The organism is Streptosporangium sp. CA-115845 (assembly GCF_050943795.1).
Taxonomy (GTDB): domain Bacteria; phylum Actinomycetota; class Actinomycetes; order Streptosporangiales; family Streptosporangiaceae; genus Streptosporangium.
Genome location: NZ_CP191988.1, coordinates 8,705,675 through 8,721,732, shown reverse-complemented (window position 1 = coordinate 8,721,732; position 16,058 = coordinate 8,705,675). Strand labels below are relative to the sequence as shown.

The 16,058-nt window shown below is 70.4% G+C and carries 12 protein-coding genes; 10 read left to right on the top strand and 2 right to left on the bottom strand.

Annotation, left to right across the window (positions count from 1 at the left end; genetic code table 11):
- Positions 1–181 precede the first annotated feature (181 nt).
- The gene (locus ACQP0P_RS41415; RefSeq protein ID WP_433366750.1) at positions 182–511 is read right to left on the bottom strand and encodes a hypothetical protein; all 330 of its coding nucleotides are present in this window, start codon (positions 509–511) and stop codon (positions 182–184) included.
- 758 nt (positions 512–1,269) lie between these two features.
- The gene (locus ACQP0P_RS41410; protein WP_433366747.1) at positions 1,270–1,587 is read right to left on the bottom strand and encodes a hypothetical protein; all 318 of its coding nucleotides are present in this window, start codon (positions 1,585–1,587) and stop codon (positions 1,270–1,272) included.
- A 404-nt stretch (positions 1,588–1,991) separates the two neighbouring features.
- Here ACQP0P_RS41410 and ACQP0P_RS41405 point away from each other — a divergent pair, with 404 nt between their 5' ends.
- From ACQP0P_RS41405 to ACQP0P_RS41360, 10 genes are all read left to right on the top strand, one after another.
- Positions 1,992–2,903, top strand: a complete 912-nt coding sequence (locus ACQP0P_RS41405; RefSeq protein WP_433366744.1) for an alpha/beta fold hydrolase — start codon at positions 1,992–1,994, stop codon at positions 2,901–2,903.
- Between the two features lie 80 nt (positions 2,904–2,983).
- Positions 2,984–4,165 carry an adenylyltransferase/sulfurtransferase MoeZ gene (moeZ, locus tag ACQP0P_RS41400; protein ID WP_350960963.1) on the top strand — a complete coding sequence of 394 codons (1,182 nt, stop codon included), beginning with the start codon at positions 2,984–2,986 and terminating at the stop codon, positions 4,163–4,165.
- Positions 4,166–4,340: 175 nt separating this feature from the next.
- Positions 4,341–5,075, top strand: coding sequence for a hypothetical protein (locus ACQP0P_RS41395; protein WP_433366741.1), 735 nt, complete (start codon positions 4,341–4,343; stop codon positions 5,073–5,075).
- Entirely contained in the window at positions 5,069–6,352 is a 1,284-nt protein-coding gene (locus ACQP0P_RS41390) for a S8 family serine peptidase (RefSeq protein WP_433366738.1), read from the top strand. Before ACQP0P_RS41395 ends, ACQP0P_RS41390 begins: the two co-directional genes overlap by 7 nt.
- Positions 6,353–6,494: 142 nt before the next feature.
- On the top strand, positions 6,495–7,454 hold the full coding sequence (locus tag ACQP0P_RS41385) for a hypothetical protein (protein WP_433366735.1): 960 nt from the start codon (positions 6,495–6,497) through the stop codon (positions 7,452–7,454).
- Positions 7,448–8,743, top strand: coding sequence for a S8 family peptidase (locus ACQP0P_RS41380; protein WP_433366732.1), 1,296 nt, complete (start codon positions 7,448–7,450; stop codon positions 8,741–8,743). The genes ACQP0P_RS41385 and ACQP0P_RS41380 overlap by 7 nt, the downstream gene beginning before the upstream one ends.
- A gap of 111 nt (positions 8,744–8,854) precedes the next feature.
- Positions 8,855–9,223, top strand: coding sequence for a hypothetical protein (locus ACQP0P_RS41375; protein WP_433366729.1), 369 nt, complete (start codon positions 8,855–8,857; stop codon positions 9,221–9,223).
- Positions 9,211–9,519, top strand: a complete 309-nt coding sequence (locus tag ACQP0P_RS41370) for an MGMT family protein (RefSeq protein ID WP_350921873.1) — start codon at positions 9,211–9,213, stop codon at positions 9,517–9,519. The genes ACQP0P_RS41375 and ACQP0P_RS41370 overlap by 13 nt, the downstream gene beginning before the upstream one ends.
- 218 nt (positions 9,520–9,737) lie before the next feature.
- Positions 9,738–12,533, top strand: coding sequence for a CDP-glycerol glycerophosphotransferase family protein (locus ACQP0P_RS41365; RefSeq protein ID WP_433366725.1), 2,796 nt, complete (start codon positions 9,738–9,740; stop codon positions 12,531–12,533).
- A gap of 214 nt (positions 12,534–12,747) precedes the next feature.
- On the top strand, positions 12,748–15,996 hold the full coding sequence (locus ACQP0P_RS41360) for an ATP-dependent helicase (RefSeq protein WP_433366722.1): 3,249 nt from the start codon (positions 12,748–12,750) through the stop codon (positions 15,994–15,996).
- Positions 15,997–16,058 lie beyond the last annotated feature (62 nt).

Here is a 16,058-nt window from a genome sequence, read left to right as displayed (position 1 = left end):
CCGCATTTGCCGGCCGGCCCCTGTTTCTCGGTGAGAAGTCGTGGTCGTGGCGAATATGGGGTCCTGTCGCTCCGTTACGGTTCCGAAGCCGCTTCGAATCGCGGATTCGGCCGTGAGTGGCCTCATGTTCCGGCTGTGCCGAGCCCTGGTCGGGGTGCGACTCCGGTGATCGGGAGGCCTGCTACTCCCTGTCGTCGCGCTCGGTGAGAACGGGCACGAGGCGGTCGTTGCGGTTGAAGTTGTCCAGGCGGTTGTCGTTGTTGTTGTGGTTGTTGATGATCAGCCTGAAACGCCGGTGGCTGTGGCGGAAGTGCGAGCGGCGGTTGCAGCAGCCGCAGCCGCGCCTGCAGCCGCAGCCGCCGCCGCCGCAGGTCGGGAAGGCGGCGGCGGTGATCGTGCTGGTCGTTGCGCTGGCGCTGGTGGCGGTGGTCGCTGCGCCCATGGCGACGACTCCGCCGGTCAGCGCCGTGCTGATCGCGAGCCCTGCGAGGGCACTCTTGTACTTGGGCATTGCGTTTCCCCCTTGAAAGGATCGGTTGCCCCGATTTTCTGCATTTCCCGGATAAATGGGAAAAGCTGGAGATGATCGATGGTGAGTCATCCCTGGTTGTCATGGTTTCCTGGTATGTCTTCTGACAAACGGAGATCGAAGGCTTTTGCCCTCTTCTTATCTCTTTATGGTTGATGTTGAACTCTTATTGATTGATTTCAAGTGAAATGTTCTTAATGTCGCATTTGTGTTTTGGGGGGTGAGGGATGTTGTCGAGGGGGAGGCGGGGTGAGATGGGGTGCGGTGGGGGAATCCTCGTCGGCTTTCCGGGCGGTTTCGGGGTCGTCTCCGGGGCGTTCTGCTGTCGGATCCGGTGAACGTGGGTGGATGCCGCAGGAGCCGCTCTGGTGCGCCGGCGTCGAGGTGGAGGGAGGTGGGTGCGGGGGTGACGGGGGTGGGGAAGGTGCGGTGCCGGAGGTGGGGCGCATGGGCGAGGGCCCCGCGGTTCGAAAACCACGGGGCCCCGCTGGTAATTCGTGAGAAATGAGAATTCGCACTTTGCTTGGAGTCAGGGGCTTGGGGATTTCTCCTCAAGTTCCGGTATTCGAGGTCCGGCCGCTGTTTCTCGGTGAGAAGCCGTGGTCGTGGCGAATACGGGGTCCTGTCGCTCCGTTACGGTTTCGAAGCCGCTTCGAATCGCGGATTCGGCCGTGAGTGGCCTCATGTTCCGAATGTGCCGAGCCCCGGTCGGGGTGCGACTCCGGTGATCGGGAGGCCTGCTACTCCCTGTCGTCGCGCTCGGTGAGAACGGGCACGAGGCGGTCGTTGCGGTTGAAGTTGTCCAGGTGGTTGTCGTTGTTGCTGCGGTTGTTGAGGATCAGCCTGAAGCGGTGGTGGCTGCGGCGGAAGTGCGAGCGGCCGCCGCAACCGCAGCCGCGGCCGCAGCCGCCGCCCCAGGTCGGGAAGGCGACGGAGGTGACCGTGGTGGTCATCGCGCTGGCGCTGGTGACGGTGGTCGCTGCGCCCATGCCGACGACTCCGCCGGTCAGCGCCGTGCTGATCGCGAGCCCTGCGAGGACACTCTTGTACTTGGGCATTGCGTTTCCCCCTTGAAAGGATCGGTTGCCCCGATTTTCGGCACTTACCGAATCAGTCGGGAATTACCGGAGATGGTGAGTGATGAGCCATCCCTGGTTGTCATGATTTCCTCGTATGTCTGCTGATAAACAGAGATCAAATCCTTTTGCCCTCTCCTTATCTATTTGTGGCCGATCTTGGATGGCTACCGGCTGATTTAAAGTTAAATGTCTTTAATGTCGCTTTTGTTCTGCGGGGGGAGGGGGTCGTGGGGGGCTGTCCAGCTAATAGTGATAAAGTATGCAATAAAAAGATATCTAGCTAAAATAGGCTTATGTGCCTTTTGTGGCATCCGGGGGCTGTCGTCTGTCGTATCGAGAGGCGAACTATCGTGGAAGAGCCGCCGGATGACAGGAGGAGACGCGTGGTACACAAACCGATCCCCAACTGGCAGGGCGAGATGGTCGACCTCGGCGACCAGCGGATCCATGTGCGATCGACTCCGCCAGGCCCTGTGGAGACCGCCGTCTACGTACACGGCCTCGCGGGCTCCGCGACCAACTGGACAGACCTGATGGGTGAGCTCTCCGACGTGGTGACCGGTCATGCCGTCGACCTGCCGGGCGCCGGATACTCGCCCGAGCCGCCCGGCGGCGACTACTCCGTCGACGCCCACGTACGGACCGTCACCGCCCTGATAGAGCGGGTCTCACGGACCCCCGTCCACCTGTTCGGCAACTCCCTGGGCGGAGCCGTCTCCGTGCGGCTCGCCGCCACCCGTCCCGACCTGGTCCGCTCGCTCACCCTGATCTCACCGGCCCTGCCCGACCTGCTGCCCAGGTACGGCCCCGTGCGGGTGGCACTGTCCGCCGTGCCCAGGTTCGGCGAATGGGCGGCGAGCCGGCTGAGCCTGCTGCCCGCCGAGCGCAGGCTCGGTGCCACGCTCGCCATGTGCTACGCCGACGTGGGGAGGATTCACCCGGAGCGGCTCAAGGAGGCGATCGAGGAGGTGCGCCGCCGGGACGGCCTCCCGTACGCGGGGGCGGCACTGATCAACTCGGCGCGCGGCATCGTCGCCGAGTACTTCCGGCGCGGGGAGACGAACCTGTGGCGGCAGGCGGCCCAGGTGACCGCGCCCACGCTGGTCGTGCACGGTCGCCACGACCGGCTCGTCAACCCCCGGATGGCGGCCCGTGCGGGCCGGACGTTCCCGCAGGTGAAACTGGTGCTGCTGCCCGACGCCGGGCACGTGGCCCAGATGGAGTTCCCCGGCAGGGTGGCCCGCGAGGCCAGGATTCTGATAGGTGAGACGGTCCTCACTCCGGTTGGGGAATGACCAGGGCACCAGGTTAGGTTGTGAGTGGAGCGTGCTGCGCTAGCCGTATCGTCAAGACCCCCTGAAACGGGAGCAGAACTGTGTCGTTGCCACCGCTGGTAGAGCCGGCAGCCGAGTTGACCGTCGATGAGGTGCGCCGCTACTCGCGCCACCTGATCATCCCGGACGTGGGCATGGCCGGGCAGAAGCGCCTGAAGAACGCGAAGGTGCTCTGTGTGGGCGCGGGTGGCCTGGGTTCCCCGGGGCTGCTCTATCTCGCCGCCGCCGGAGTGGGCACGCTCGGCGTCATCGACTTCGACGTGGTCGACGAGTCCAACCTGCAGCGGCAGGTCATCCACGGCCAGTCCGACGTGGGCCGCCCCAAGGCCGAGAGTGCCGCGGACAGCGTCAGGGAGATCAACTCCCTGGTCAACGTGGTCATCCACAACGAAGTGCTCACCACGGACAACGTGATGGAGATCTTCGCCGGCTACGACCTGATCGTGGACGGCACGGACAACTTCGCCACCCGTTACATGGTCAACGACGCGGCGGTCCTCCTCGGCAAGCCGTACGTCTGGGGCTCCATCTACCGCTTCGACGGCCAGGCCAGCGTCTTCTGGGCCGAGCACGGCCCCTGCTACCGCTGCCTCTACCCCGAGCCCCCGCCGCCCGGCATGGTCCCCTCGTGCGCCGAGGGCGGCGTGCTCGGCGTGCTGTGCGCGTCGATCGGCTCCATCCAGGTCAACGAGGCCATCAAGCTCCTCACGGGCATCGGTGAGCCGCTGGTCGGCCGTCTGATGATCTACGACGCCCTGGAGATGAACTACCGCTCGGTCAAGGTCCGTAAGGACCCTGAGTGCGTGCTCTGCGGCAAGAACCCGACGGTCACCCAGCTCCTGGAGGACTACGAGGCGTTCTGTGGCGCGGTCTCCGAGGAGGCCCAGGAGGCCGCCTCCGGCTCCACGATCACCGCGGCCGATCTCAAGTCCATGCAGGACGCGGACGAGAACATCTACCTGATCGACGTCCGCGAGCCGAACGAGTACGAGATCGTGTCCATCCCCGGCGCGGTGCTCATCCCCAAGGGCGAGTTCCTCAACGGATCCGCGCTGGAGGGGCTCCCGCAGGACAAGAAGATCGTCCTGCACTGCAAGTCCGGCGCCCGTTCCGCCGAGGTCCTGGCGGTCATCAAGAGCGCGGGCTTCTCCGACGCCGTCCACGTGGGCGGCGGCGTGCTCAGCTGGATCAAGACCATCGACCCGAGCCTGCCGACCTACTGACCGGCCCGGTGGGGTTCTCACCGCCCGCGCCCCGTGGAGCACGCGCCCCACGGGGCGCTCGCCGTTCCCCTGCCGTTCGGGAGGCACTCGCCCCGCCGCCACATGTGCTTTCCGCTCTGACGGATATGGACGGAACGGCGGATGACACCCGCCTCACCGCATTAAGGTCGAGAGCGTGAACGAAGTCCCACGTCAGCGACGGCATTCATGGCCGGCGCTGGTCGTGGCATCGACGCTGACGCTGTTCTGCGCGGTCGTGGCCGGGGTGGCGACCAGTGCCGCCGGAGCGGAGCTCACCCGGGGGCCGACCCAGGCGGAGCTCGATCGGGCGGCACTCGACGAGGTGGCCCGGCGCTGGCAGGCGTGGCCCGCCGGGCGGGTCTTCCCCAAGACGGTCCGTTACGCCGCGGAGCAGGGGGGCGAGGAGAGGGCCCGCAGGGTGGGCATCTCGCCGGAGACCCGCTGTGACGACGCGGTCGACGCCAAGCTGCGCAAGGCGCTCCGGGAGGCCGGCTGCCTGGGCATCCTGCGCGCCACCTACATCGACGCGCTCCAGGGGGTCGTCGTCACCATCGGGGTCGCGGCCTTCACCGACGAGATCGGCGCCACCAGGGCCAAGGCGGCGCTGCCCAAGGGCGACCGGCCCTCGCCGGGCCTGAGGGCGCTGGCCTTCCCCGGCACCGTCACCGACCGGTTCGTCTCCGCGGGACGCCAGGCCGGCCTCGTCCGGCAGGCGGGGCCCTACGTGGTGATGGCCACGGTCGGCCAGACCGACGGCCGGCCCGCCAGCGCGGTCGGCGAGCAGCGGCCCACCCTGTTCGCGTTCACCGGCGACATCGCCGACCGGATCCTCGCCGACCTGACCAGGCCCGCCCGTCCCGACTGTGCCTCCGCGGAGTGGCGATGCTGACCGTGCCGAGGCGTCTGTCCGCCGCCCGCGGGGCGCTCGCGGCGACGATGCTGCTGGCACTGGTGGTGCTGACGGGGGCGGCGGGACTGGCCCCGGCCGCGCGGGCCGACGACGTCAGGGACAGCCAGCAAGAGGTGCTGCGGACCCTCGACCTGCCCGCCGCGTGGCGGGTGTCCGAGGGGGAGGACGTGATCGTGGCCGTGCTCGACTCGGGGGTGGACAGCGGCCACCGCGACCTGGTCGGGTCGGTGATCGAGGGTAAGGACTTCACCGCCGGGGCCAACCCGCGGGGTGTGCAGCCCCTCCGGCTGCACGGCACGTACATGGCGTCGCTGATCGCCGGGCACGGTCACGGGCCAGGCGGGGCGGACGGGGTGATCGGTGTCGCGCCCCGCGCGAAGGTGCTGTCGGTGCGGGTCATCCTGGAGGACGAGGAGCCCGGGTTCCGGGAGTTCAACACCGCCGAGCGTTACGAGAACGTGGTGGCCAGGGGCATCCGGTACGCGGTGGACCACGGTGCCGACGTGATCAACATGTCGATCTCCAAGGAACTGGCGACCAGGGAGGAGCGGTCGGCGATCCGCTACGCGATCTCCAAGGGGGTCGTGCTCGTCGCGGCGGCGGGCAACGACGGCGCCGAGGAGACCGACGCCAGCGGCAACGCCCCCTACTCCTACCCGGCGGCCTTCCCGGGAGTGGTCTCGGTCGCCGCGACGGACCGGGGGCTGCGCCGTGCCTCGTTCTCCAACCGGAACCCCTCGGTCCTGGTGGCCGCGCCGGGGGTGGACATCCTCGGGGCAGGCCCCGGCGACGAGTACTGGGTAGGCCGCGGCACCTCGCAGGCGACCGCCCTGGTATCGGGGGTCGCCGCCCTCATTAAGGCGAAATATCCAGAAATGTCGCCCGTGCTGGTTGTCCAGGCGATCACTGCGGGAGCCACCCGGCGGCCCACCGGCGGCTACGACACCGGCATGGGCTTCGGCGTCGTCAACGCCACCCGGGCACTCGCCGCGGCCGCCAGGATCTCCCGGCACACCCTCACCGCGGAGGGGGCCGGTGGTCACGACCCCGCCCGCCCGCTGGGCCTGGCGGTCGAGCCGGTGCGGGTCGTCCATCGTGACCGGGACAGGATCAATCTGTACGGCGGGGTGGCCGTGGCCGCCGGGCTCGGCGCGATCGCCTGCGTGGTCACGATCGCCGTGTTCGTCGGCCGTGCGCGCTCGTCGACGACCTACCAGGAACCCACGTCCGACGCGGTCACCGCGCCCTGGCCGTGAGCACCGGGCCCGGACCCGGGTCGCGGCCGGAGCCGGGCCGAGGTCGGCACCAAGGTCGGCACCAAGGTCGCCGCCGGAGCCGGCACCGCGAAAATGCACGCCGCTGATAGGGCGGAGAGGGCAGGCGACGTAGCATCGGAGTATGTCGCAGTCAGGGCGGTCCCAGGAGCCGGAGCGGCATCTGGGAGCCCCGGCCTCCCGCGCTCGCGGCGGCTGGCCACCGTCCGGCTCCCGGGTGAGCGCCGCCGGGGGCGGCCGGACCAGGCGGGCGCCCACGCAGGACGCCACGGTCAGGCGGCACCGCGTGCGCTCCTGGCCCGCGGCGGGCCGTGACCGCGCGGCGATTCAGCGTGCCGAACTGGCGGCCCTGGAACAGGGCGTCCGGTTCCGTACGATCTTCCTGATCCTGGTGGGCACGATCCTCGCCATCGCCGCCACCAACGTGCTGACCGGTGCGGTCGGGCTGCTGCGCGAGACGAGTTCGCGCCCGCTGACCGCCGCCGAGCAGGCCCGCTACATCTCCGACGACATCGCCAGGCGCTGGTACACCTGGACCGCGGACCTGGTCTTCCCCGTCGAGCTGGAGTACATCGGCCTCGGCAGGGTCCAGCAGTACGCCCGCAGGGTCGGCCTCGCGCCCGAGGTGGCCTGCGCGGCCGGTACCGACGCGCAGGTGGGGTCGGTGCTCACCCGGCACGGTTGCCGCACGCTGCTGCGGGCCACCTACGTCGACCAGACGTCCACGTTCGTCTTCACCGTGGGCATCGCCGTGCTCGCCGACGAGGAGCGGCGGCTTGCCGCCGCCGCGCAGCTGGCCGTGGACGACAGGGTGGGGGTGCGGCCCGTGGCCTTCCCCGGCACGGCGACCGAGCTGTTCGGGGCGGCCCAGCGCCAGCACAACGCCTGGGTCGGCGTCGGCCCCTACATCGTCTTCTCCACCGCCGGTTACACCGACGGCCGCACCCGCCAGGCGATCGCCCCGGAGGAGATCCTGCACAGCGAGCTGTGGCCCGCGGCCCAGGCGGTCGCGGGGCGCATCGCCAGGGCTCTCGGCGACGAGCCGAGCGCCGTGCCCCAGTGCACCCAGGGGAACGTGTGCTGAGGCGGCGGTTGTGGGCGACGGGAGTGCTGGTCGCGATCTCGGTGGCGGTCCCGGCGGTGCCCGCCTTCGCGACCGTGCCCGCCGAGATACCCGCCGCTCCGGTACTGGCCGCGCCGCCGGAGGGCACCGCCGACGTGCGCGAGGACCAGCGCTGGGTGCTGGAGATGGTGCGCGCGCAGGAGGCGTGGAAGGTCACCAGGGGCTCGGGCGTCACCGTGGCCCTGGTCGACAGCGGGGTGGACGACCAGGTGGCCGAGCTGCGCGGGCGGGTGATCTCCGGACCCGACATGGGATCTGTCAGGTTCGACCGGAGCAAGCCGGACGCCGGACGGCACGGCACCGCCATGGCCTCGCTCATCGCCGGGGCGGGCAACGGCGAGGAAGGTCTTCTCGGGATCGCCCCCGAGGCCAGGATCCTCTCGCTGCCGCTGATCGTCGAGGAGCGGCCCAAGGACGGTTCCACGCTGCCGGAGGAGGATCTGCGCTCGCGCACCGACAGCCCGCTGGCCCGGGCGATCCGTTACGCCGCGGACAACGGCGCCAAGGTCATCAGCATGTCGCTGGGTGCCTACGGGCCGCACCGGAGCGAGCGGGAGGCGGTCTCCTACGCGCTGTCCAGGGGCGTGGTGCTCGTCGCCGCCGTGGGCAACGACGGAGACTCCCAGTACACCCTGGACCACTCCACCTCCTTCTGGAACTTTCCCGCCGGATATTCCGGGGTCATCGGTGTGGGTGCGGTGGACAGGCTGGGCAAGCCGGCGAGCTTCAGCAGTGACAATCTGTCGGTTCTGGTTTCGGCGCCCGGTGCCGGGGTGCCGGTGGTCGTCCCCGGCGGAAACTACGGATCCTCTGAGGGGACCAGTTCGGCGACCGCGCTGGTGGCAGGGGTCGCCGCACTAATAAAAGCGAAATACCCGAATATCGCGCCGCAGATGGTGGCGCAGGCCCTGGTCTCCACGGCTTCGGCGAGTCCCGCCGCCGGCTACGACGACCACATCGGGTTCGGCGTCGTCGACGCCGCCGCGGCGCTCGCCAAGGCGGATCGGCTCGTGGCGGGTGCGGTGGAGATCTCGGTCCCGGATGACAAGCACTTCGGCGCCGGCGTCCCGCACGAGGAGTACAGCAGGCCGGGCCCCGATCCGCTGAGGCTCTGGCTTTACGGAACGGGCCTTGTCGGCGGCCTGGTGGCGTTCGTGGCGGCCGTGGTGATGCTCGGCCGGCACTCGAACGGGAATGGACCGGTAGTGGTCGATGCCGAAACGGCCAAGCGCGGGAGATCGCGGGGATAAGCGCAGTTTGAAGTCAATTAGAACGCGTTTAGGACACTGTTCGGATGCAGTAGTCCGAATGTCGGGATTTACACTCCGGGAAACCTGGAAGGTTCGCTATTCTCCCGCGTTATGGGGTACGAGTTGCGCGTGGAGCGCCCTGCGCCTCTCGCCTTCGCGGAACTCGCGACTGTGCTGGGGCAGGCGGGGTTCGAGTTCAGAGGGTCGCAGGAGTCGGGGGAGGTCCTGGCCCGCCACAATGGCGCGGTTCATGCCATCGCGATATGGAACGGCCGCCTGTCCGGCGCCCCCGGATCGGACTGGCAGGTGGCCCAGCTGGCACGCGTGTCCGCCCTGCTGGGAGCGCAGCTGGTCGGCGAGGACGGCGAGTCCTACGCGATCCGCGGTGGTCTGGTCGAGCAGTTGAACGGCTCGGTGGCCTACGAGTTCGGCAAGCTCGACGAGATCCTCTCGGCCGGACCGACGGTATGGAGCCAGTAGGCCATCCCACCCCGTACGCCGAGCGGGTGCTGGATCTGGTCGAGCGCATTCCGCCCGGCATGGTGATGTCCTACGGCGACATCGCCGAGTATCTCGGTGAGGGCGGCCCGCGCCAGGTCGGCAGGGTGATGTCCACCTGGGGTGGAGGCGTGCCCTGGTGGCGCGTCGTGCACGCCGACGGCACCCCGCCCCCCGGCCACGAGCAACGATGTCTGGCGAACTGGCGCGAGGAACGGACCCCGCTGAGGGGCGCCCGAGCCGATATGCGGGAGGCCAGATGGGACGGAAAGCCTTAGATCACAAAAGCCTGTAAATCCAGGGAACCCTTAATTCACCGCGTAACCGGCCCTGCCGTGGCGCACTACCATGGCCTAGGACAGCGCTCTGTCCGAAAGGCGGTGCTTTCCCCATGGCCATCGGTGCCACCCCCGCACGAGCCAGCGGCGACCCCGTCGTTGATCGTCTTCGGGTTGTCCAGGATCTCTGCGACCGGGGAGAACCACTCGACTCGATCATGGCCGCGGTGTTGGCCGACGGGCTGAAACCGCATGAGCGCCGTCGTTTCGACGCCGACACGCTGGCCGGGCCGCTGGGTTCCCGGCTGGACATCGCCACCAAGCGGGGCGCCGCGCGGCGCCGCGAGTTCGTCACGGTCCTGAAGCCGTACGTGACCGGTGTGGACGCGAGGGTCAAGCGGGACCTGCCGGTCGCCCGCAGGATCGCCTTTCACCTGATCGAGCACCGCGAGATCGACGATCTCGCCGACGGCGACGCGCTGCAGAAGCTCGTGGCCGCCGCCGCGGAGCCGTCCAGGCGCGTCCGCAAGAAACTCCGCTGGTACGCGGATCTGCCGCTCCAGGACGAGCTGCCCGAGGCCCTGTTCCGGCTGCGGGCCGCGGATCTCATCCCGATGACCCAGATCGAGGACGTCTCCTGGTCCGGCGGGCGGCTGCACGTCAGCGGCCACGCCTATCTGGCCGGGCTGTCGGTGCGCAGCCGCCGCTTCAACAGGGCCACGGTGGTGCTGCGCGGCCCGCGCTGGCTGCCGCCGGTGCGGCTGCGCACCCGGAGGGTCTTCCACCCCGAGGCGACCTATGGCGCGGAAGAGGCCGGCTGTAACTACGACTGGTCCGGGTTCGTCGCCGAACTGAGCCCGTGGCCGCTGCGCTGGCGTTCCGCGGTGCGGGCCGTCGTGCGCGGTGGCAAGCGGCTGCTGCGCCGCCGTGCCACCGTGCAGGACACCACCACCTGGCGCGCCGAGATCGTGATCTGGAGCCGGGGCGCCCGCGCCGTCGGCCTGCTGCGCGGTCCCTCCACCGGCCGTACCGAGCGTCCCTCGGGGCTTGACCTCGGCGGGGGGTGGTGGATCCGCCCCGTCTGGACCTCCGACCGGGCGCTCCAGGTGGTGCTACAGCCCACCAGGGCCGAGCTGACCGGCGTGAAGCTGGACGGCGAGCGGCTGGAGGTCCAGGTCTTCCTGCGGGGCAAGGAGGCGAGCAGGGGGCACGCCAGGCTGGACGGTCACCGGATCGCCGCGGACTTCACCCCCGTCGACGGCGGCACCGCGGTCGTCGTGCCGCTCGCCGTGGCCTCCCTGCTGCAGGAACGCGACGGCGGCCGTCTCTGGATCGAGCCCAAGGGCGATCCTGCGGCCTCCGTCATGATCGGCAAGGCGGAGGAGAGCCGTACGGTCGTCGGGGATCGTGAGATCACCGTGCTGCGTGACCGGCGTGACCGGGTGAGCGTCTCCGCGCATCGGATCCGCCCGGTCATCACCGCCGCGACCTGGGACGAGCAGGGCGTGCTCGTCCTGGAGGGCTCCTACCCGGGCTCCGGCGCGGCCGAGTTGACCCTCAAGCACCGCAGCGGGCTGATCCACGCCGTCCCCCTGGAGCGGGAGGGCTCCCGTTTCACGGTCCGGATCGCGGCCGCCGCGATGCCCCGTTTCGGGGACACGGTCCCGCTGGGCAGCGGCACCTGGAGCATGGCGGTCCGCGACCCGGCCGGCCAGATCGTCCCGTTCCGCGTCGACCACGCCATCCTCGACGACCTGGACGAGGACACGAAGATCCGCGACGGCCGTGAATACCGCCTGATCTCCACCCGCTTCGACATTCCGGTGCTCTCCGTCGCCGAGCACCGCCCCGACGACGAGAAGGGCGCCGGCGGCCTGTACGCGCTGCGCCGCGGCTTCTATCCCGCGGAGCGGACCCGCGAGCTGAACGACGCGATCGTCTACGTCGCCTACGACGGGCGGCAGTACGAGGGCAACGTCCGCGCGATCTACGAGGAGCGCGTGCGGCGCGGCGACGCCGGAGAGCACATCTGGGTGGTCAAGGACGGCGCGTTCACGCCGCCGGGCCCCGCGGAGCTCGGCTTCGGCGAGGGCGAGGGGCCGACCGTGGTGCGCGCGGGCAGCCGCGAGCACTACGCGGTGCTGGCCCGCTCGCGGTACGTGGTGACCAACGGCTTCCTGCCGCCCTGGTTCCGGGCGCGAGAGGACCAGACGGTCGTGCAGACCTGGCACGGCACCCCGGTCAAGCGCCTGGGCAACGACCTGCCGCACATGTCCCGTGACCCCAGGCCGCCGGCCTGGCACCGGCAGGCGGTCGAGGTGCGCGGCTGGGACCTGCTGGTCTCCCAGAGCCCCTGGGCGACCCGGGTGCTGCGCAAGGCGTTCGGCTACCAGGGCGAGGTCCTGGAGAGCGGCTACCCGCGCAACGACGTGCTGGTGGCCCCCGACCGCGACGAGGCGGCGGCGCGGATGCGCGCCAGGCTCGGCATCGCCGAGGGGGCGAGGGTGGTGCTCTACGCGCCGACCTACCGCGACTACGACCGCAAGAACGCCTCGATCCGCCTGGACCTGGCCGAGGCGCACCGGGTGCTCGGCCCCGGCCACGAGTTTTTGATCAGGGCGCACTCGATGCAGGCGGCGCCCAACGTGCCCGCCGGCCTCGGGCGCGACGTCACGACATATCCCGATATTACGGATCTGCTGCTGATCGCCGATGTGCTGATCACGGACTACTCGTCGGTCATGTTCGACTTCGCGGCGACCGGCAGGCCGATGCTCTTCTTCACGCACGACCTGCAGCGCTACTCGTCCAAGCGGGGCATGTACCTCGACCTGGCCGCGGAGGCGCCCGGCCCGCTGCTCTCCACCGGGGCCGAGGTCATCAGGGCACTGCGGTCGATCGACGAGGTGATCGCCGCCCACGCCGAGCGGTACGACCTCTTCCAGCGCACCTACGCGCCCCGCGACGACGGCAAGGCGACGGCCAGGCTCGTCGACCACGTCTTCCTCTCCTGAGCGGTTCCCGGGGGCGGCCGCCGGGCGGCCCCCGGGATCGGCCGCCCGGCCCCTGAACCCGTCCCGGGGCGTTCCGGCGCAGGTCAGCGCCTTGCTCTGATCATCGGTCCCACCCGGCCCCGCCGGTAGCCCACCCGGCGAGGCCGACAATCCGCCATGCCGTACCCGCCGACTCGGCACGATCATCGTCCGGGATCTGGTGGAATGGCGAGTTGTGAGTGGTCAGGACTGGCGGCTGGTACGTCGTGAGGGTGCGGGGAGAGCTGTTGCCCCTGTGCTGGACGAGCACCAGCGGGCGGTGGTGGCCCACGAGAGCGGCCCGCTGCTCGTGCTCGCCGGGCCGGGCACCGGCAAGACCACCACGATCGTGGAGACCGTCGTGGACCGGATCGAGCGTCGGGGCATCGACCCCGAGCGGGTGCTCGTCCTCACCTTCAGCCGCAAGGCCGCCGAGGAGTTGCGCGAGCGCATCACGGCCCGGATGCGCCGTACCACCCGCACCCCGCTCTCCCTCACCTTCCACAGCTACGCCTACGCGCTGCTCCGCCGCGAGGCGGTGATCGCCGGAGGGGTGCCGCCGCGCCTGCTGACCGGCCCCGAGCAGCTCCTGGAGATCCGCCGTCTGCTCCACGGCGAGCTGGAGGACGGCGCCGTCCACTGGCCGCAGGACATGCACGAGGCGCTCAAGACGCGCGGCTTCGCCTCCGAGCTCCGTGACTTCCTGGCCCGCGCCGCCGAACGCGGCCTCGACGGGCCGGAGCTGGTCGGGCTGGGCCGCCGCCACGGCCGCCTCGACTGGGTGGCCGCAGGCAGGTTCGCGGACCGCTACCAGGCCAGGTTCGACCTCGATCTCGAACCGGTGCTCGACTACGCGGAGCTGATCCGGGCGGCGGGGGCGCTGCTCTCCGACCCCGAGGTGCGCGACCGCGAGCGATCGGCGTACGACGCCGTCTTCGTCGACGAGTACCAGGACACCGACCCCGCCCAGGAGTTCCTGCTCCAGCAGCTGGCGGGGGAGGGGCGCGACCTGGTCGCGGTCGGAGATCCCGACCAGTCGATCTACGGTTTCCGCGGTGCCGACGTCCGAGGGATCATGAACTTCACCGACCGGTTCCGCGACGCCCACGGCGCGAAGGCCCCCGTCGTCGCGCTGCGCGTCTGTCGCCGCAGCGGCCGGAACCTGCTGCGGGCCACCCGCCGCGTCACCACCCGGCTGCCCGCCACCCCCGGCGGGGCCGCCCACCGCGACCTGCGCGCCCTGCCGGACGCCGACCCCGGTGACGTACGGGTGCTGGTGGCCGACGGGGCACCTCAGGAGGCGGCGATCGTGGCCGACACGCTCCGCAGGGCGCACCTGCTCGACGGGGTCCCCTGGTCGCGGATGGCGGTGCTGGTCCGCTCCGCGACCCGCCAGGTGCCACTGCTGCGCCGCGCCCTGGTCACCGCCGGGGTGCCGGTCGTGGTCGGCGGCAGCGAGGTGCCGCTCTTCCAGGAGCCGGGCGTGCGGCCGCTGATCAGGCTCATCCAGGTGGCGCTGCACCCGGAGACCCTCGACGAGGGGGTGGCGGAAGAGCTGCTGACCGGCGCGCTCGGCGGCACCGACATGATCGGTGTGCGCCGGCTCCGCCGCGCCCTGCGGATCGCCGAGCACGAGGTGCTGGCCCACCCCGCCGAGCACGAGGCGGCCGAGCAGGCGGTTCTCGATGTGGATCTCGATGTGGATCTCGACCTGGAGCGCGAGGCCCCCGGCCCCCGCTCCTCGGGAGAGCTGCTGGTCGCCGCGTTGAAGGACGCGCGGGAGCTGGTGCGGGTGGAGCCGCACGTGGCGCTGCCCGCCGAGCGGGTCGCCGGTCTCATCTCCGCCGCCACCGAGGCCGTACGGCAGGGCGGCACCGCCGAGGACGTGCTGTGGACCGTCTGGCAGGCCACCGGGCTGGCCGGAAAGTGGACCGAGGTCAGCCTCAGGGGCGGCGTCAGGGGCACCATGGCGGACCGTGACCTCGACGCCGTCGTGGCGCTCTTCGACCACACGGCCAGGTTCGTCGACCGGCTCCCGCACGCCGGGGTGGACGTGTTCGTCGAGGACCTGGTGGCCCAGGAGATCCCCGGAGACTCCCTCGCCGCTCGGGCTCCCGACGGAGACAAGGTCCGCATCCTCACCGCGCACCGCTCCAAGGGCCTGGAGTGGGACGTGGTGGTCGTCGCCGGGGTCCAGGAGGGCGCCTGGCCGGACCTGCGGCTGCGCGGGTCCATCCTGAGTACCGACGACATGGTCGCCAGGGCCGAGGGTTCCGAGCACGAGAACCCGGCGGCCGTCTCCGCCGCGCTCGCCTCCCAGCTGCTGGCCGAGGAGCGTCGGCTGTTCTACGTGGTCGCCACCAGGGCCAGGAGCAGGCTCATCGTCACCGCCGTGGGTGGCGACGACACCGAGGAGCGGCCCTCCCGCTTCCTCACCGAGCTGGTGCCCGGCTCGACCGAGGAGGCGGGCGTCGACGAGCGGTCCCGCTGGCTGAGCATGTCCGCGCTGGTGGCCGACCTGCGATCGGCGGTCACCGACTCCACCAGGCCGGAACCGCTGCGCAGGGCGGCGGCCGAGCACCTGGCCAGGCTCGCCGCCGCGGGAGTGCCCGGCGCCCACCCCAACGACTGGTACGCCCTCACCCCCATCTCCGACGACCGCCCGCTGAGCTGGCCCGACGACATCGTGCGGGTCTCGCCCTCGGCGGTGGAGAGCTTCAGCAAGTGCGGCCTGCGCTGGCTGCTGGAGACCTCGGTGGGCGCGGGCGGTACCGACGCGGCCCGAGGCCTGGGCACCGTCGTGCACGCGCTGGCGGTGCTCGCCGCGACCGGCATGCCCACCGAGGAGACTCTCGGCAAGCGCCTGGACGAGATCTGGAACGAGCTCGACTTCGGTGGTGTCTGGTACAACCGCAAGCAGCGCGCGGTCGCCGAGGAGATGATCTCCAAGTTCGTCCGCTGGCACGAGGAGAATCCCCGGACACTGGTCGGCCTGGAGGAGGCGTTCACGGCCATGGTCTCCGAGGGGGTGCAGATCAAGGGCCGGGTCGACCGGGTCGAGCGCGACGGTGAGGGTCGAGCCGTGATCATCGACATCAAGACCGGCAAGACCGGCGCCAAGGACACCGAGCTCGAACGCCACCCCCAGCTCGGCGTCTACCAGCTCGCCGCGCTGCTCGGCGCCTTCCAGCGGCACGGCCTGACCGAGCCGGGCGGTGCGGCCCTGGTCCAGGTGGGCGACGCGGCGGGCAAGAAGCAGGCCAAGGAGCAGACACAGCCTCCCCTGTCCGACGACCCCGAGCCCGGCTGGGCCCGGGACATGGTCGGCACCGTCGCCGTCGGCATGTCAGGGCCGTTCTTCCAGGCCAAGGTCAACGACGGCTGCCGCACCTGCGCCGTACGGTCCAGCTGCCCGGTCAGCAAGAACGGAGACCAGGTGTGCTGAACCGCTCCGGCGCGGGGTGTCTTCGGCACCACGCGCCGTTCCTCGGGCACATCCGTGCCGCT